General features: G+C 61.2%; 17 protein-coding genes and 1 tRNA gene. 12 read left to right on the forward strand and 6 right to left on the reverse strand.

Going from position 1 to position 17,673, the window contains the following annotated elements; translation table 11 throughout:
- Positions 1–32 precede the first annotated feature (32 nt).
- The gene (ffh, locus tag B0G83_RS21930) at positions 33–1,400 is read left to right on the forward strand and encodes a signal recognition particle protein (protein ID WP_105509491.1); all 1,368 of its coding nucleotides are present in this window, start codon (positions 33–35) and stop codon (positions 1,398–1,400) included.
- Between the two features lie 140 nt (positions 1,401–1,540).
- Positions 1,541–2,092, forward strand: coding sequence for a hypoxanthine-guanine phosphoribosyltransferase (locus B0G83_RS21935; protein WP_035548752.1), 552 nt, complete (start codon positions 1,541–1,543; stop codon positions 2,090–2,092).
- A gap of 139 nt (positions 2,093–2,231) precedes the next feature.
- On the opposite strand, the gene B0G83_RS21940 is transcribed toward B0G83_RS21935, so the two are convergent.
- Positions 2,232–2,831 (reverse strand): MarC family protein, encoded by a 600-nt coding sequence (locus B0G83_RS21940; RefSeq protein WP_035548754.1) that lies wholly within the window; start codon positions 2,829–2,831, stop codon positions 2,232–2,234.
- A gap of 11 nt (positions 2,832–2,842) precedes the next feature.
- Positions 2,843–4,579 (reverse strand): proline--tRNA ligase, encoded by a 1,737-nt coding sequence (locus B0G83_RS21945; RefSeq protein ID WP_105509492.1) that lies wholly within the window; start codon positions 4,577–4,579, stop codon positions 2,843–2,845.
- Positions 4,580–4,929: 350 nt separating this feature from the next.
- On the opposite strand from B0G83_RS21945, the gene B0G83_RS21950 reads away from it, so the two are divergent.
- Together B0G83_RS21950 and B0G83_RS21955 are read left to right on the forward strand one after the other, a co-directional pair.
- On the forward strand, positions 4,930–5,685 hold the full coding sequence (locus B0G83_RS21950; protein WP_105509493.1) for an RNA pyrophosphohydrolase: 756 nt from the start codon (positions 4,930–4,932) through the stop codon (positions 5,683–5,685).
- Positions 5,686–5,761: 76 nt separating this feature from the next.
- The gene (locus B0G83_RS21955; protein WP_105509494.1) at positions 5,762–6,319 is read left to right on the forward strand and encodes a CNP1-like family protein; all 558 of its coding nucleotides are present in this window, start codon (positions 5,762–5,764) and stop codon (positions 6,317–6,319) included.
- A gap of 117 nt (positions 6,320–6,436) precedes the next feature.
- Here the strand turns inward: B0G83_RS21955 and proB are convergent, their stop codons facing one another.
- The 4 genes from proB to rplU all read right to left on the reverse strand — a co-directional run bounded on the left by proB (position 6,437) and on the right by rplU (position 9,591).
- Positions 6,437–7,555, reverse strand: a complete 1,119-nt coding sequence (gene proB, locus B0G83_RS21960; protein ID WP_105509495.1) for a glutamate 5-kinase — start codon at positions 7,553–7,555, stop codon at positions 6,437–6,439.
- 71 nt (positions 7,556–7,626) lie between these two features.
- Positions 7,627–8,748 (reverse strand): Obg family GTPase CgtA, encoded by a 1,122-nt coding sequence (gene cgtA, locus B0G83_RS21965; RefSeq protein WP_105509496.1) that lies wholly within the window; start codon positions 8,746–8,748, stop codon positions 7,627–7,629.
- Between the two features lie 242 nt (positions 8,749–8,990).
- Positions 8,991–9,254 carry a 50S ribosomal protein L27 gene (gene rpmA / locus B0G83_RS21970; RefSeq protein ID WP_007180330.1) on the reverse strand — a complete coding sequence of 88 codons (264 nt, stop codon included), beginning with the start codon at positions 9,252–9,254 and terminating at the stop codon, positions 8,991–8,993.
- 25 nt (positions 9,255–9,279) lie between these two features.
- Complete coding sequence (gene rplU, locus B0G83_RS21975) at positions 9,280–9,591, reverse strand: 50S ribosomal protein L21 (protein ID WP_007747161.1); 312 nt, start codon at positions 9,589–9,591, stop codon at positions 9,280–9,282.
- A 237-nt stretch (positions 9,592–9,828) separates the two neighbouring features.
- On the opposite strand from rplU, the gene B0G83_RS21980 reads away from it, so the two are divergent.
- The 8 genes from B0G83_RS21980 to B0G83_RS22015 all read left to right on the forward strand — a co-directional run bounded on the left by B0G83_RS21980 (position 9,829) and on the right by B0G83_RS22015 (position 17,484).
- Positions 9,829–10,821 carry a polyprenyl synthetase family protein gene (locus tag B0G83_RS21980; protein WP_105509497.1) on the forward strand — a complete coding sequence of 331 codons (993 nt, stop codon included), beginning with the start codon at positions 9,829–9,831 and terminating at the stop codon, positions 10,819–10,821.
- Between the two features lie 39 nt (positions 10,822–10,860).
- Positions 10,861–10,937: transfer RNA gene (locus B0G83_RS21985), tRNA-Pro, on the forward strand.
- A 25-nt stretch (positions 10,938–10,962) separates the two neighbouring features.
- Entirely contained in the window at positions 10,963–12,777 is a 1,815-nt protein-coding gene (locus tag B0G83_RS21990) for a DUF6538 domain-containing protein (RefSeq protein WP_146120275.1), read from the forward strand.
- A 264-nt stretch (positions 12,778–13,041) separates the two neighbouring features.
- On the forward strand, positions 13,042–13,983 hold the full coding sequence (locus B0G83_RS21995; protein WP_181157003.1) for an AraC family transcriptional regulator: 942 nt from the start codon (positions 13,042–13,044) through the stop codon (positions 13,981–13,983).
- A 156-nt stretch (positions 13,984–14,139) separates the two neighbouring features.
- Positions 14,140–15,054, forward strand: a complete 915-nt coding sequence (locus B0G83_RS22000) for an MBL fold metallo-hydrolase (RefSeq protein ID WP_258168119.1) — start codon at positions 14,140–14,142, stop codon at positions 15,052–15,054.
- Positions 15,055–15,190: 136 nt separating this feature from the next.
- Positions 15,191–15,655 carry a TIGR01244 family sulfur transferase gene (locus B0G83_RS22005; RefSeq protein WP_181157008.1) on the forward strand — a complete coding sequence of 155 codons (465 nt, stop codon included), beginning with the start codon at positions 15,191–15,193 and terminating at the stop codon, positions 15,653–15,655.
- Between the two features lie 57 nt (positions 15,656–15,712).
- Positions 15,713–16,600, forward strand: coding sequence for an alpha/beta fold hydrolase (locus B0G83_RS22010; protein ID WP_105509501.1), 888 nt, complete (start codon positions 15,713–15,715; stop codon positions 16,598–16,600).
- Positions 16,601–16,671: 71 nt separating this feature from the next.
- Complete coding sequence (locus B0G83_RS22015; protein WP_105509502.1) at positions 16,672–17,484, forward strand: oxidoreductase; 813 nt, start codon at positions 16,672–16,674, stop codon at positions 17,482–17,484.
- Positions 17,485–17,673: the final 189 nt, after the last annotated feature.

Genomic DNA, 17,673 nt, shown 5'->3' on the forward strand with positions numbered 1-17,673 from the left:
CGCTGCCCGGGCCGCACTGTTCATCGCTCCCCATGCTCGACAATCTGACTCAACGGATGGCGCGCGTCGTCAAGACGCTGCGCGGCGAAGCCCGGCTCACCGAGGCGAACACCCAGGAAATGCTGCGCGAAGTGCGCTTGGCGCTGCTCGAGGCCGACGTGGCGCTGCCCGTCGTGCGCGAGTTCATCGCCAAGGTGAAAGAGAAGGCGCTCGGCGAAGAAGTCATCAGCAGTCTGTCGCCGGGTCAGGCACTCGTCGGCGTGGTGCAGCGCGAGCTGACCGCGATCATTGGCGGCGATTACGAAGGCAAGGCGGTCGAGCTCAACCTCGCCGTCACGCCGCCGGCCATCATCCTGATGGCGGGTCTGCAGGGCGCGGGTAAGACCACCACGGTCGGTAAGCTCGCCAAGCTGCTGCGCGAAAAGTACAAGAAGAAAGTTCTCACCGTTTCGTGCGACGTCTACCGTCCCGCTGCTATCGCGCAGTTGAAGATGGTGACCGAACAGGTCGGCGCGGACTTCTTCCCGTCGGAGCCGGATCAGAAACCGGTGGATATCGCGCGCGCCGCGGTGGACTGGGCCAAGCGTCACTACCATGACGTGCTGCTCGTCGACACGGCCGGCCGTCTCGGTATCGACGAAGCGATGATGGCGGAAATCACCGCGCTGCACACCGAACTCAAGCCGGCGGAAACGCTGTTCGTGGTCGACGCGATGCTGGGCCAGGACGCGGTCAACATCGCCAAGGCCTTTAGCGACGCGTTGCCGCTCACCGGCGTGGTGCTCACCAAGCTCGACGGCGACTCGCGCGGTGGCGCGGCGCTGTCCGTGCGTCACGTGACCGGCAAGCCGATCAAGTTCGTCGGCGTCGCCGAAAAGCTCGACGGCCTCGAAGTGTTCTACCCGGATCGCATGGCGAACCGGATTCTCGGCATGGGCGACATTCTCGCCCTCGTCGAAGAAGCGCAAAAAGGCGTGGATGTTCAGGCCGCGCAGAAACTCGCCGACAAGGTCAAGAAAGGCGGCGACTTCGACCTCAACGATTTCCGCGCGCAGCTCACGCAAATGAAGAGCATGGGCGGCCTGTCGTCGCTGATGGACAAGCTGCCCGCGCAGTTCCAGCAAGCCGCGGCCGGCGCCAACATGGGCATGGCCGAATCGCAGATGCGCCGCATGGAAGGCATCATCAATTCGATGACGCCGCTCGAGCGCGCCAAGCCGGAACTCATCAAGGCCACCCGCAAGCGGCGCATTGCCGCGGGCGCGGGTGTGCAGGTGCAGGAAGTCAACCGCATGCTGAATCAGTACGACCAGATGCGCACCATGATGAAGAAGCTCAAGGGCGGCAATCTGCAGAAGATGATGCGCGGCATGAAGGGCATGTTGCCCGGCATGCGCTAAGCTTGTTCAAGATGGCGGGCGCGTGCTTTTCGCGCGCGAACGTCGGAAAGCGCTGACTTCCGATTTGTGCGGGTTTATTCTGTACCGCGCGCCGCCGATCTCACCCACACTATGTATACAGTTATTGCCCGTCAGACGTCATGAACCGCGAAGAAGCCCTGCATATTTTTAGCCACTCCGAAGAAATCGTTTCGGCCAACGACGTCAACGCGTCGATCAGCGGCATGGCGGACGCCATCCGCAGCGAGATGAGCGAGGACTTCCCGCTCGTGCTGTCGGTCATGGGCGGCGCGGCGGTCTTCACCGGCATGCTGCTGCCGCACCTCGATTTCCCGCTCGAGTTCGACTACATCCACCTGACCCGCTACCGCAACACCACCAAGGGCGGCAACGAGATGCAATGGCGCGTGGCGCCGGCCGAGTCGGTGAAGGATCGCGTGGTGCTGGTGCTCGACGATATTCTCGACGAAGGCGAAACGATGGCCGCGATCCGCGACCGCATTCTTGCGATGGGCGCGAAGCGTTTCCTGAGCGCGGTGCTGTGCGAAAAAATCATTCCGAAAGCCAAACCGCTGCGCCCGGATTACTGTGGGTTCGAAGTGCCGGATCGCTATGTGTTCGGCTGCGGGATGGACGCGAAGGGTTACTGGCGCAACCTGCCGACCATTCGCGCGCTGACCGAAGGGGCCTGAGGGTTCCTTGCGGTAAGGCCGGCGCGCTCATGGAGCGCGGCGGATCGGGATAAAAAAAGCGACCTGTGTGGGTCGCTTTTTTGTTTGCGCTTTCTTTCTGAAAGCAACGTTGCAGGCTATCGCAGCGTCGAACCGCGCGTTAAAGCTGATGCACGAATGAGCGGATCCCACCGAGCATCATTTCGACCGAGATCGCTACCAGCACCAAACCCATCAAGCGCTCGAACGCCATCATCGCGCGCTCGCCGAGCCACGCCTGAATGCGCTCCGCCAGCATCAGCACGATCGCGCAGACGATCATCGTGACAGTCAGCGCGCCGATCCATTCGAACATCTTGCCCGGCGCCTGCGACGTCAACAACATCACCGTGGCCAACGCCGATGGCCCCGCCAGCGCCGGAATCGCGAGCGGCACGATCAGCGGCTCGCCGCCTCGCGTGTCGCCACCGAACGGTCCGTCCGGATGCGGAAACACCATTCTGAGCGCGATCAGGAATAACACGATGCCGCCGCCGATCCGCAACGACTGATCGGTCAGGCTCATCATGCGCAGAAAACCCTGCCCGACCACCATGAAGACCAGCAGGATCGCAAACGCGATTGCCACTTCACGGAGAATCACGACCGTGCGCCGCTGCGGCGACACTCCGCGCAGACAACTAATGAAGAGCGGAATGTTGCCGAGCGGATCGGTGATCAGAATCAGCAGGATGGTCGCGGACAGGAAGGTGTATTCCACGCCCGCTCCGCTTAGCTCGCCAGGGCGGCGCGAATTTTCCCGATCACCGTTTGCGCGGCGTCTTCGACCGGCAGCAGCGTCGCTTCGGCGTCGCGGCGGCCCTGGTATTCGAGCTTGCCTTCTTTCAGGCCACGGTCGCCGATCACCAGACGATGCGGCACGCCGATCAGTTCCCAGTCGGCGAACATCACGCCGGGGCGCTCGCCACGGTCGTCGAGGATCACGTCGATGCCCGCTTCGACCAGTACCGTGTAAAGCTTGTCGGCCTGCTCGCGCACGGCGTCGCTGCGGTCATAGCCCATCGGGCACAGCACGACTTCGAACGGCGCGATCGATTCCGGCCAGATGATGCCCTTGTCGTCGAAATTCTGTTCGATCGCGGCGCCCAGGATACGCGTGACGCCGATCCCGTAGCAGCCCATTTCCATCGGCTGCGGCTTGCCGTTTTCGTCGAGGCAGGTCGCGTTCATGGCTTCGGAATACTTCTTGCCGAGCTGGAACACGTGGCCCACTTCGATCCCGCGGCAGATGTCGATCACGCCTTTGCCATCCGGCGACGGATCGCCCTTCTTTACGTTACGAATATCCGCGACGACCGGCTCCGGTAGATCGCGGCCCCAGTTCACGCCGGCGATGTGGTAATCCACCTCGTTCGCACCGACCACGAAGTCGCTCATGTTCGCGACCGTGCGATCCGCGACGACCTTGGCCGGCTTCTTCGTATTGATCGGACCGAGGTAACCCGGCGGCGTGCCGAAGGTCTCGACGATCTCGGCCTCGGTTGCCATGCGGAATTCGGCCAGGCCCGGCAGCTTGCTCGCCTTGATTTCGTTCAGGTCGTGATCGCCACGCAGCATCAGCAACCAGATGGTCGGCTCGGCGCCTTCGTTTTCGGTCGCGAGGATGATCGACTTGATGGTGCGCTCGAGCGGAATGTTCAGCAGTTCGGCGACGGCCTCGCACTTCGCCTTGCCCGGCGTGGCGGTTTTCGTCAGCGCTTCGGCGGGCGCCGCGCGTTCCGCGTACAGCGGCAGCGCTTCCGCCGCTTCGACGTTCGCCGCGAACTCGGAGGTCGGGCAGTAAGCGATCGCGTCTTCGCCCGTCTCGGCGATCACGTGAAATTCGTGCGAGCCGCTGCCGCCGATCGAACCGTTGTCCGCCGCCACCGCGCGGAAATCGAGACCGAGGCGCGTGAAGATGCGCACGTACGCGTCGTACATCTTGCGATACGACTCGCGCAGACCTTCCGCGTCTTTGTCGAACGAGTACGCGTCTTTCATGATGAATTCGCGGCCGCGCATCACGCCGAAACGCGGACGGATCTCGTCGCGGAACTTCGTCTGGATCTGGTAGAAATTCACCGGCAACTGACGGTAGCTCTTGATCTGATTACGCGCGATGTCCGTGACCACTTCTTCGTGAGTCGGTCCGATCACGAAATCGGTTTGCTTGCGGTCCTTGAAGCGGAGCAGCTCGGGGCCGTACTTTTCCCAGCGGCCCGACTCCTGCCACAACTCGGCCGGCTGCACGGCCGGCATCAGCAGTTCGATCCCGCCGGCCCGGTTCATTTCTTCACGCACGATGGCTTCCACCTTGCGGATCGAACGCAGGCCGACCGGCAGGTAGTTATAAATACCGCCGGCCACGCGACGGATCATGCCGGCGCGCACCATGAGCTTGTGGCTGACGATCTCGGCGTCGGCGGGCGCTTCTTTCAGCGTGCCGATAAAGAAACGGGAAGCTTTCATTCAGATTTTCCAAAAGCGGCGGCTCCGGAAGGACCGCCCGAAAGGTGAAAACGGTAGGGAATCGACATCGACACAGACCCGGCGCTTTGTCAGCCCGGTTCGCCCGACGCCTGGCACAGCGCTGCACGCTCCCCCTTCAGCGCACTTTTGCGCGCTTCGGCATGCTTTTGCGCGCCGCCGAAGCTGCCGCGCAAAGCCTTTACACACGGGAGAAGGCACGGAAAGACTGACAGGCTACCGCAAACGCGGGGCCTTTTGCCGCGAATCGTTCCAATCTGGTGCGAATCGGTGCGTCGGGTCCGTTATCTGTTTATAATCAAAGCAATTTTAAAGGATTCGAAGGTGGTTGTATGCTGGATCGTGAAGGCTTTCGCCCGAACGTCGGCATCATCCTCTTGAACGCGCACAACGAGGTGTTTTGGGGCAAACGGCTCCGTGAACATTCCTGGCAGTTTCCGCAAGGGGGCATCAAGTACGGAGAGACCCCCGTGCAAGCGATGTATCGGGAGTTACACGAAGAAACCGGGCTGCTTCCTGAGCACGTCAAGGTGATCGGTCGCACGCGCGACTGGTTGCGTTACGAGGTGCCTGACAAGTTCATCAAGCGCGAAGTACGCGGTCATTACCGCGGCCAGAAGCAAATCTGGTTTTTGCTCCGGATGGTTGGACGCGATTGCGACATCTGCTTGCGCGCCACCGACCACCCTGAGTTCGATGCGTGGCGCTGGAACGAGTACTGGGTGCCCCTCGACTGTGTGATCGAGTTCAAGCGGGATGTGTATCAGTTGGCGCTGACGGAGCTATCCCGCTTCATGCGCCGGGCTGTGCCGCGTGCGGAAAAACCTGTCGGGCACCACGTGCCGCGCTATCCCCGGATAGCGTCGTCAATGGAAAGTCCGCCGGATTCCACGATAATGACGGTGACCTCCGTGACCACGGTGACCTCCGTCAGCATCGAAACATCGGTTCACACCACGATCGCGTCCGATTGCGGTTCGGCTTCCGGATCGGAGCCCGAGTTGGGCGCCGCGCCGGAGCAGGAGGACGAGGGCGAATCCGCTCGCGAAACCGCCGGCTCGCTATTCCGCCCGGGCGCGCGCAATTAACAACGCTGTGCGGCTGTCTTGGCCGCCTCAACCGGCGCGGCTCACTGAGCCGCGTCGGTGTTTCGAGGAAATCATATTGAAAGCACTTGCTCTCGTCGTGGCGTGCGTCGCCACCGGCGCCCTGCTGGCTGGTTGCTCGAGCGCCGGCAAACCCACCAATAAAGACGACAGCGCGTTCGTCTACCTGCTGGATCGCCAGGGTAGCTGGGTCGAAAACAAGGTGGACACGTTGCCGCCGCTGCCGCAAGACGCGAATCTGCTGCCGTTCGCCGTTTCCGGCAATACCCCGCTGCAGTTCGCCGTCGACAAGAATTCGCTCACCGTCGGCACTGACGGCGTGGTTCGCCTGACGGTCGTCGTGACAAGCCCGAGCGGTGCTCGTAACGTGATTTACGAAGGGATTCGCTGCGACACTTATGAATGGCGCCAGTACGCAGGCCTGAACGCGGATCACGACGGTTGGGACACCACCGTCGCGAACGGTTTCACGCGTATCGAAGACGGTGCGCTGAACGCCTATCAGTCGGCGCTGTATCAGGATTATCTGTGCGCGAGCAAAATGCCTACGGGCAACGCTCAGCGGATTCTCGATAATATCCGCTACAAACGGACCGCGGCCTCGATGATCCGATGAGGGGGCGTTGCGCCTGAGCGCGTTGGTCGAAGTCGTAACGCGTCATAGATGTGAAAAAAGCCGTTTCAGCACAAGCTGAAACGGCTTTTTTGTTTGCGCCAAGCGCTGGCGTCAGGTTCAGACCAGGACCAGATTGTCCCGATGAATCAACTCAGGCTCGAGCATGTAGCCCAGCACGGATTCGATCTCACCACTCGGGCGACGCTGAATCAGCTTCGTTTCCGCGCTACTGTAGTTCGTCAACCCGCGCGCCACTTCACGCCCCGCGGCGTTCAGGCAAGCAATCACCTCGCCGCGCGCAAACGCGCCCTGTACGCCGACAATGCCAATCGGCAGCAGGCTCTTGCCGCCTTCGGTCAGCTTTTCGACCGCGCCGTCGTCAATCACCACATGGCCGCGCACTTGCAGGTGGTCCGCCATCCATTGCTTGCGGGCTGCCATACGTGCCGTGCGCGCGATCAACTGCGTGCCGATCGCTTCGCCCGACGCGAGCCGTGACAGCACGTCCGCCTCGCGGCCGCTCGCGATCACGGTATCAGCGCCGCTGTGAGCCGCGCGTTTGGCGGCGAGAATCTTGGTGAGCATGCCGCCGCGCCCCAGGCTCGAACCGGCGCCGCCCGCCATCGCCTCGAGTTCCAGCGCACCGGCATCGGCCTGCTGAACCAGCGTGGCGTTCGGGTCCTTACGCGGATCCGCGGTGAACAGCCCTTGCTGATCGGTGAGAATGATGAGCGCGTCGCCTTCGATCAGATTCGCAACCAGCGCGCCGAGCGTGTCGTTGTCGCCGAACTTGATTTCGTCGGTGACGACCGTGTCGTTCTCGTTGATGATAGGCACCACGCCAAGACGCAACAGCGTCAGCAGCGTGGAGCGCGCATTCAGATAGCGCTCGCGATCGGCCAGGTCGGCGTGTGTCAGTAGAATCTGCGCGGTCTGAATTGAATGCTCGGCAAAGCGACTTTCGTAGACCTGCGCGAGCCCCATCTGACCGACGGCAGCGGCCGCCTGCAATTCGTCGATCTCGCGCGGACGTTTGGTCCAGCCGAGTCGCTGCATGCCCTCGGCAATCGCGCCGGAACTGACCAGCACGACCTCTTTGCCTTGCGCGCGCAGCGCCGCGATCTGCGCTGCCCAGCGGCCGATCGCGGCATGGTCGAGGCCGCGCCCGTCATTCGTGACGAGGCTCGAACCGACTTTCACTACCAATCGCCGCGAATCTGCGATGACGGAACGCATTGTGCGCAGCCTCCAAGTTGACGCGTGATGCAAGCCGGCACCCGCCCAGGCGCGCCGGCGCTCGTGCTTTCTTATTCTTGCGGATCGACGCTGGATTCGCCCGCGGCGGCCGGCGCTGCCGGCTTTTCGCGGAAGCGCACGTCGGCGGCGAGATCTTCGGCTTCGGCTGCACGCTGCGCGTCAGAGTGCGAGGCGATGTGGTCGAACACCGCGTAGCAAAGGTTCTCGCAGCCTTGACCGGTCAGCGCCGAGATTTCGAACACCGGGCCGTCCCAGCCGAAGCCTTCGAGGAACGCCGAAACGCGCGCTTCGCGTTCGTCTTCGGGCACCATGTCGAGCTTGTTGAGGACTAGCCAGCGCTTCTTCTCATAGAGCAGCTCGTCGTATTTGCGCAGTTCGTTGACGATCGCCTTGGCTTCCGCCACCGGGTCGACCGCTTCGTCGAACGGTGCGAGGTCGACGATATGCAGCAACAATCCGGTACGCTGCAGATGACGCAGGAACTGGTGACCGAGGCCGGCGCCTTCCGCAGCGCCTTCGATCAGGCCCGGAATGTCAGCGATCACGAAGCTGCGGCTCGGCCCCACGCGCACCACGCCAAGGTTCGGCGCGAGCGTGGTGAACGGGTAGTCGGCAATCTTCGGCCGCGCGTTCGACACCGACGAAATGAAGGTCGACTTGCCGGCATTCGGCATGCCGAGCAGACCGACGTCGGCCAGCACCTTCAGCTCGAGGCGCACCATGCGACGCTCGCCCGGCTTGCCGTCGGTCTTCTGACGCGGCGCGCGGTTCGTACTCGATTTGAAATGCAGGTTACCGAGACCGCCCGCACCGCCTTGGGCAATTTGCACGCTCTGATTGTGCTCGGTCAGATCGGCGATCAGCTCACCGGTTTCCATGTCGGAAATGGTCGTGCCGACCGGCATGCGCAGCGTGATGTCGTCGCCGCCCTTGCCGTAGCAGTCGGCGCCACGGCCATTTTCGCCGTTGCGCGCCAGGTGTTTTTTCGCGTAGCGATAGTCGATCAGCGTGTTGATGTTGCGGTCCGCGACCGCGATCACGCTGCCGCCCCGGCCGCCGTCGCCGCCATCTGGGCCGCCGAACGGAACGAATTTCTCGCGGCGCATCGACGCGCTGCCATCCCCTCCGTCGCCGGCGATGACTTCAATCCTCGCTTCGTCAATGAACTTCATGCGTAACTCCGTCCCGTGGTGTGCTGCCAGATGGTGCTGCCAGATTTAATGCTACTAGATGTATTCGATGCTGCTATTTTGCCGCGCCAGCCGTGTGCCGATCAATCGGCCGAACAGCATAGGACTGTCGACACGAGCGGCGCGTTCACGCTCATTCGTCCGGCGAAAGCGGCCGGAATAAAAAAAGCCCCGCTAACTTCGCGGGGCCTTTTACCGGTCCTGAAGCCCGTGCCTGAGTAAGCTCAGACTGCTGCCGGGACGACGTTGACCATGTGCTTCTTCGCAGCGCCTTTCGTCGAAAAATTGACGTGGCCGTCCGTCAGCGCGAACAAGGTGTGATCCTTGCCAATGCCGACGTTTTCGCCCGGGTGCATGCGCGTGCCACGTTGACGAACAATGATGCCGCCAGCGTTGATAGCCTGACCGCCATAAACCTTCACGCCGAGGCGCTTCGATTCGGAGTCGCGGCCGTTGCGGGATGATCCGCCTGCCTTTTTGTGTGCCATTTGATTTGCTCCTTAACCGTTGCGCTTACGCGTTGATCGCGTCGATGCGCAGTTCGGTATAGTTCTGGCGGTGGCCGCCATGCTTCTGGTAGTGCTTCCGGCGACGCATCTTGAAGATGGTCACTTTCTTGTGACGACCTTGCGACACGACGGTAGCCTTGACGGAAGCCCCACTGACCAGCGGCGTACCGAACTTAATCGATTCGCCTTCGCCCACTGCGAGAACCTGGTCGAGCGTGATTTCAGCGTCAATGTCTGCCGGTATCTGTTCTACTTTAAGTTTTTCGCCGACGGCAACTTTATACTGCTTGCCACCGGTTTTTATGACCGCGTACATTGAGAACCTCACTCTGTGTTCATTTTTTCCACGCACCGCGCGCGGAAACCCGTGATTATACATAGAGTTAGCTACGCGGTCAAAACTCATTGAGAGATACCGCGCAAGGCGGCCGGCGCCTCGCGGCCACGCCCCGGCGCACGGCCCCGCCGCCGCCGAACGCGCCGCACGGCAGCCCGCGACACGGAACTGCCGCGATTCGCCTTATAATTCGCGGCACTACCCAATTCAGCCATCATGTCGTCGACTGCCACCCCCTCCTCCAACGCCGCCAGCCTGCTCGCTCCGATCGCCGAAGACATGCAGCAGGTCAATCGCGTCATCAGGCACCGTCTAGCGTCGGACGTGATGCTGATCAACCAGATCTCCGAGTACATCATCAGTGCCGGCGGCAAGCGGCTGCGGCCCGCGCTGCTGTTGCTGGTGGCCGGCGCGCTGGGTGAAACCACGGGGCACCGGCACGAACTGGCGGCGGTCGTCGAGTTCATCCACACCGCCACGCTGCTGCACGACGACGTCGTGGACGAATCCGATCTGCGGCGCGGCCGCCAAACCGCCAATGCGCTGTTCGGCAATGCCGCGAGCGTGCTGGTCGGCGATTTCCTGTATTCGCGCTCGTTCCAGATGATGGTCGGCGTCGGCAAGATGCGGGTCATGGAGATTCTGTCTGAAGCGACCAACATCATCTCCGAAGGTGAAGTGCTGCAGTTGCTGAACATGCACGACGCGGACGTGGACGAAGCCCGTTACATGCAGGTGATTCGCTACAAGACGGCCAAGCTGTTCGAGGCCGCCGCCCAGTTGGGCGCCGTGCTCGCCGGCTCGGATGCGAAGACTGAGGCCGCCGCGGCCGAATTCGGCCGGCGCATCGGCACCGCGTTCCAGATCATGGACGACTGGCTCGACTACACGGGCACGGCCGAATCGATGGGCAAGAATGCCGGCGACGATCTGCGCGAGGGCAAACCGACCCTCCCGCTGATCTATCTGATCGAACGCGGCACACCCGAACAATCGGCGCTCGCCCGGGAAGCAATCGAGCAAGGCGGCACGGCCCGCTTCGACACGATTTTCGAAGCCATCACGCGTTCGGGCGCGCTGGACCACACATTGGAATGCGCGAAACAGGAAGCTCAGGCGGCCGCAGCAGCAATTTCTTCATTTCCCGATTCCATTTTCAAAGATAGCCTGCTAGAATTATGTTCTTACTCGACGGCAAGACAGTCTTGAACGAGACTGAAACACCGTAAGAGTCCAGCAGTATAAAATCGGGGTGTAGCTTAGCCTGGTAGAGCGCTACGTTCGGGACGTAGAGGCCGGAGGTTCGAATCCTCTCACCCCGACCAGAATTTAAGGCTCGTAAGTAACTGATTGAATTGGGAAACCAAGCCAGTCAAGGACTTACGAGCCTTTGTCTTTTCCGGCATCGTCAATCTACCTTGTCAATTCGCGTGTCAAAATGCGTGGATGGACGACATGACGACACTGCCTCCCGGACTGGAACCGCACCCCAAAAGCGGTATCTATCAACTCCGTATCGGCATCCCCAAGCACCTTCAACACCTATTCCCTCGCACGAGCGGCGGCAAGCTGGCGACGGATGCGTACAGAGCCAGCCTTAAGACCCGCAACCGCGCTGAAGCGATCACCATCGCACACCGGCTGATAGCCGAACACCGAGTGCGGTTTCAGGTGCTGGAGGACAGTGCGCGCCCCGCACCATTGGTCCCACTGTCAGAAGAGCTAGAGGCCTACATCGCTCAGGCTGTACAAAACCTAGTCTTGACGCTGGATGAACAAACTCGCGCCACACCTCTACTGGTTGGCGCCTACAGGAGCCCCCTCCCCAATACCGATCAGGCCACATGGGAGCAAACGGGAGATTTCCTGACCCACGAGCAGGCCGCAGCAGTCCAACGGTTTGACCAAGAACAGGTCCAAGCTTGGAAGACAGCATTAGCGCGGGGCGACTTCTCGTCCACCCGTGAATACGTAGACTTCGTTTGTGACCCTCTGTCTATTCGTGTGGAATGGGACACGACCGAGGGACGCTTAGCCCTTCAGCGCATCACGCGAACGCTGGTTAGGGCCATGGAAGCAGTAGCGCAAAGAAGCAAAGGTGAACCCGTAGATACGCCGCCTGAGCCTATCATCCCTAGGGGACCCACTCCGGACGCCGAACCTGAAAAGAAAACTCGGGAAGCACCCAAGACCCTTCGGGACATGGTGCCGTCCTGGCAGCAGTGGAACGGGTATGCCGAGATAGACAACCCCGTAAAGCGCACCGGGAAGGCGCTAGAGTTATTCGAGGAAGCGTGCGGCACAGTTCTCTTAAGCGATCTGACGCGAGCGGCCGGAGCGGCCTTCGTCAAGTTTTTGCTGGACAGCAAAGCACGGGGCTTCGGAGCCAAGACCGCTCACAATCACTACACCGCTGTAAATGCTTTAGTGAACACAGCGGTAAAGGATGGCATCCTCGACCGCAACCAGTTCACGGTTTCATTCGATAAGACCAAGGGCGCGAAGAAACGCGAAGGATGGACTGACAACGAGCTAGAGATATTGTTCGGGGCGCTTCTGTTCTCCGACCGGATGGAGCAGCTACGCCACTGGGAAAATGTAACCCCCGAAGATGGCCGAGCCGCTCTGCTGCTTCTGCACACCGGAGCCCGAATAGGCGAGATAGCACAGTTACGCCGCGAGGACTTCCAAACCCGCCACGGCATCAAAACCGTTCGAATTACCGCTGAGGCCGGCACGGTCAAGACCGACGAATCGGAGCGTATTGTCGCTTTAGCTTCTCACCTGCTGGCAGACCCATGGTTCTCCGCGTGGCATGAGAGGGTCGCGGGCGGTACTGACGGTGCGTTCCCGTCATTGAGCGGCCGAGCAACCGCACCGGGCGACACCTTGGGTAGATGGTTCCTAGAGCTTAGGCGCTCCCTCGGGCTGCCAACTGGCCGCCTTCACGGATCGCACAAGTTCCGCCATTGGATACGCGGGGCGCTGGCCGATAAGGGAATCGGCACCGAAACGTCGGACTCAATCACGGGCCATGCGGCGCAGGGTTCTAGCGGTCGCGTGGACTACACGAAGGCAGCAAGCCCCAAGACCATGCGTGAGGCACTAGATAGTCTTGAATGGCCTAGGATCTCGGCAACACCTCGGCGTTACGTTCGCGGTTGACGCGCCCATCCTTTGCTGCACCACGACATTTGGCCGAAATCGGACCCATCGCCGCCGCTCGGATCGCTCCAAAACGGTCATCCGCGATCGGAGCAGCAGTTGCCCGCGCCGGATTGCGGGATTCGAGGCTGGTGCTGGTCCGGAAAATAAATCGGATTAAGCTAAGCTACTCCCCTGTCATTCAACCTGGCCGGGAGACTACGGCGGAAACACCGGTGAAACCGCAGTACCAGCGCCGACACTCCGGTATCACGGGAAATGGATATGAATGAAACAAGTCGAGCTGACCACGGGCCGCTTACTTTTGAAGCGAGCCTTGCGAAAAGCTTTTCCCTAAGGGATGTACCGACGCTCCGGGCCGGTGTGGCGACGCTGGCACCTCCTGTCATATTTTCGAGGTTGACCAACAATCGCCCTCAGCCAGGTCGCTCACTCGCGCCAAAACCGGAAGAAGCGTTCATCTTTCAGGTACCGCTCATTGCTAACCCTGACCCGGATATTCGCTACTCCGGCAAGCCGACCGCCCGTTCAGCAGACGCTGGCAAGCCTGGCTGGTCTTGTCTGCTGGACTTGCGCGATGGCCCCACACGCCGGCTCGACACGCCGTTCGATAACATGCGACTCTACATCTCGCAGCGCACGATCGACGAATTTGTGTATCAGAAGGGCCGGCGCCGCATCCACGGGCTCGTGCAGCAGGGCTTCGGTGAGTGGGACGCCGTGCTATTTCACTTCTCGCAGACATTAATGTCGGTCCTGGAGCGGCCCTGCGAGGTAAATACGCTTTTGGTCGATGCCCTCGCCGTCGCGTTTTGCGAGCACGTGATAGCCCGATATGGTGCAAGCGTCACTTCAGAACCTGTCCAGCGGCCCAAGCTGGCTCCCTGGCAGATGCAACGCATTATCGATTTCTTCGAGGCGAACCTGAATGGCAACCCGTCCATTCTGGATCTCGCAAGCCAATGCGATCTTTCCGCGAGCTACTTTGCGGAAGCATTCAAACAGACAGCCGGGCTCTCGCCGCATCAATGGCTACTGAGGCGCAGGATTGATCGCGCGAAATCGCTACTCAGCGGCACGGACGCGAGCCTTGCCGCCATTGCAGCCGACTGTGGCTTTTTTGATCAGAGCCATTTTTCTCGGGTGTTCGTCCGCCTCGTGGGTTGCAGGCCGAAGGATTGGCGGCTACACAACCGCGCCCGCTGACGCATGCGTTGACGCGTCGCGTCCCCAGCCTGCCCGCCTTGATTCCAGGCGCCTATCCGCGTTTTGTCCATCGCGCCGTCGCTTTATCCAAGACCGGGCCGCCTCACCCAGCTACGCTGCAACTACATCGAGCTGGGGAGAAGAATCTTGGATCAGTTGCTTGAACACGCGTCGGCCGGCATTGTCGAGACGCGAATTGGCAAACGCAAAGCACCGATCGTACGTTCGTTCTTCGACGAGGGCACGTGCACGGCAAGCTATGTCGTGCACGATCCGGTCACACTTACAGCAGCTATTATTGACTCCGTGCTGGACTTCGATGCACCCGCGGGCCGCACCTCAACGCGGTCGGCACAAGCTATCGTTGCCTACGTCGAGTCGGAGGGGCTATCGATAGAATGGCTGCTTGAAACCCATGCTCATGCGGACCATCTCACCGCTGCGCCTTTTCTGCAGGCGCAGGTGGGCGGCAAGATCGCCATCGGGCGTGCCATCATAGCCGTACAGAAACTCTTCGGCGACATTTTCAACGCGGAGCCGGAATTCAAGCGAGACGGATCGCAGTTCGATCATCTTTTCGATGACGGCGAATCGTTCACGATCGGGACGCTTGAATGCACCGTGCTAAACGTTCCAGGCCACACGCCGGCGGATGTGGCTTATGTGATCGGCGACGCCGTGTTTTGCGGTGACACGCTCTTCATGCCGGACTACGGAACCGCACGAGCAGATTTTCCGGGCGGCGATGCAGGCCAGCTCTATCGCTCGATTCGGAGGCTTCTCAGCTTGCCCGACGAAGCGCGGCTCTTTCTCTGTCACGACTACAAGGCTCCGGGACGTGACACCTATGCCTGGCAAACGACGATTGGCGCAGAACGTATGGCGAATGTGCATGCTCGTGAAGGCGTGACGGAAGGCGAGTTCGTCGCCGCACGTAACGCGCGCGATGCAACATTGGCCGTTCCGAAGCTGATCCTTCCCGCCATCCAGGTGAACATGCGCGGCGGTGCACTACCGCGCGTGGAAAGCAACGGCCGGCGCTACCTCAGGATTCCGCTCGATACGATCTGATTGGTTGGACGCGCGCGCAGGAGCCGTTTGCGGTCCGATAGCGAAGCGTCCCGGTTCAATCGCTCAAAGCGAATGCGCGGAGCCTCTCTCGCCCCGTCCACTTGTTCCCATGAACGCCCCTCCAGGAAGGATTCTGATGAACCCCAAAGAGCTTGCGCCGAACCTCTCGGTCAGTCCGCAGCTGAGCATTGCCGATATCGGCGAGGCAAAGGCGCGCGGTTTTCTCTCCGTCGTCGTCAACCGTCCCGACGCCGAGGAACCGGGGCAGCCCACCATCGCCGAAATGCGTGAGGCCGCCCGCATGGTCGGGCTTGGTTTCGCAGCGATTCCCGTTTTACCTGGAAAAGCCACGGCTGACGACGCCGCGAAGTTTTCGTCCGCGCTCGAAACGTTGGATGGCCCCGTGATCGCATATTGCCGCACCGGTGTACGGGCCGCCACGCTGTGGGCGCTATCGGTCGGCGCGTCGATCGAGCCGGAAGAAATCTTGCAACGGATCACCGCCGCTGGCTACGACCTGAGCGGGCTACGCCCTCGACTTGAAGCACTTTACAGAAGCGATCAGCCAGGCGGCGAACCAGATGCTGGCAAACGCGGATAGCGTTGCGCCGCGCAATTCACTGTGTGCCCAACCCCGACTAGAAAGGAGAAGTTCGAAATGGCAACCACCAATCCCCCCCTGCCGCAATTCGTCGAGCACCGCGTCAAGCGTGACAGCGGGAGTGTCTACGTCCGCGACTTCGCCGGCACTGGTCCCGCATTCGTCGTGCTGCACGGCTTTCCGGACGACTCGCACATCTACGACCTGCTCATTCCTCGCCTCGTCTCGGCGGGTCGACGAGTGGTCGCCGTCGACTTCCTCGGCTTTGGCGGGTCCGATAAGCCGGTCGGGGCGCAATATAGTTTCCCGCAACAACTGGGAGATCTCGAAGCGGTCGTCGACGCGCTCGCCCTCGAGCAGATCATTCCTGTCGGCCACGACGCCGGTGGACCCGCAGCCATCAACTTCTCGCTGAAGCACCCCGACCGTACAAGCGCGGTCGTGGTGATGAACGCCTTCTACGGAGATGCACCAGGCCTGCGGGTGCCCGAACTGATCGAGCTTTTTTCGAACAGGGAATTGCGGACGTTGGCCATGCACTTCCTGCAAAGTCCGCAGCAGTTTGCCTGGCTGATTGATTTCCAGCGCAACCTGCTTCAGCACGGCCTGACCGACGAACAGAAAGTGAACTACTTTGAGTTCCTCGGCCCTGTCATTGACAACAACTTTCGCCAACAGCCGAGCGCAGCCATCGCGTTCGCGCAAATGACGTCGCAGTTGCATGAAGAGGTGGCGGCGAACACGGCTCGGATCGTCGATTTCAGGCGCTCTGCGGTTCCGCTTCATCTGGTCTGGGGTAATGCCGACCCTTACCTTCACCTGAGCGTCGCGCAACACATTCAGTCGCAGGCGAAGAACGCCTCACTCCACGCACTGGATGCGGGGCACTGGCCTCAGATCGACGCCGCCGACGAAGTTGCGCAAATCATGCTCGGCGTGCGCTGACCCCATCTTTGCTGTTCACTGCGAGCGACCGGCAGAGGTTCTGAGGTGCCCCGAGACGTCTTGGAGAGAATATGAAGGCTGAAGATTCAGTGGTGTTGATTACAGGGGCGTCCTCTGGTATCGGTGGCGCGACCGCACGAACGCTGGCGGGCGCTGGCTACCGCGTGTTTGGCGGCGTTCGCAGACCCGAAGCCGCTGCAACGGCACCCGGCGTTGAGTACGTCGGAATGGACGTGCAAGACGATGCATCCGTCGTGGCAGCCGTGAGCAAGGTGATTGAAAAAGCCGGGCGAATCGACATTGTGATTAACAACGCTGGCGTTTCGCTGGTTGGCCCTGTCGAAGCCACCAGCGATGCCGAGGCGAAGGCACTGTTCGATGTGAATGTATTCGGTGTGCTGCGGGTCATGAGGGCCGTTTTGCCGTCCATGCGCAGAAATCGAAGCGGCCTCGTCCTTAATATCAGTTCGGTACTGGGCTTTCTGCCTGCTCCTTACATGGGGCTGTACGCGAGCAGCAAGCACGCTTTGGAGGGTCTCTCGGAATCGCTCGATCACGAGGTGCGGGCGTTTGGCGTGCGAGTCGTGCTCGTTGAGCCAAGCTTCAGTCGAACGAATCTGGACATAAACGCAACGCGGACCCAGGCGGTGATCGAAGATTACGCCGCCGCTTGCGCCCAAAGCGTCAACGCCGTGCGGCAGCAGATCAACGACGGGGCACCGCCCGAGGAGGTGGCGGGAAAGATCCTTTCGATAGTTCGCGGCACGTATCGGCTGAGACAGCCTGCGGACGGCAGGGCGAGGGTGCTCAGCCTCTTGCGTCGCTTTGCGCCGTTCGGGCAGGTCGACAAAAGCTTGAGGCGGGCGTTCGGACTTCAGTCTTGAGCAAATCGCGGCGCTTCCATTTGCGAAGTTTCAAGTGGTGGCGTTTGCGCGACAGCCATGCTCACGAACAGTGTCGTGGGCTCCGTAGCGTCATACGCGATTGGCGCGAACAGGCCGCTAGATGCCATGACCTCGCGCGCCAGGAACGAACGGATACGACGATTCCGCGAGGCGCCGCCTCGCGGCTCG

This window comes from Paraburkholderia sp. BL21I4N1 (assembly GCF_002973525.1).
Taxonomy (GTDB): domain Bacteria; phylum Pseudomonadota; class Gammaproteobacteria; order Burkholderiales; family Burkholderiaceae; genus Paraburkholderia.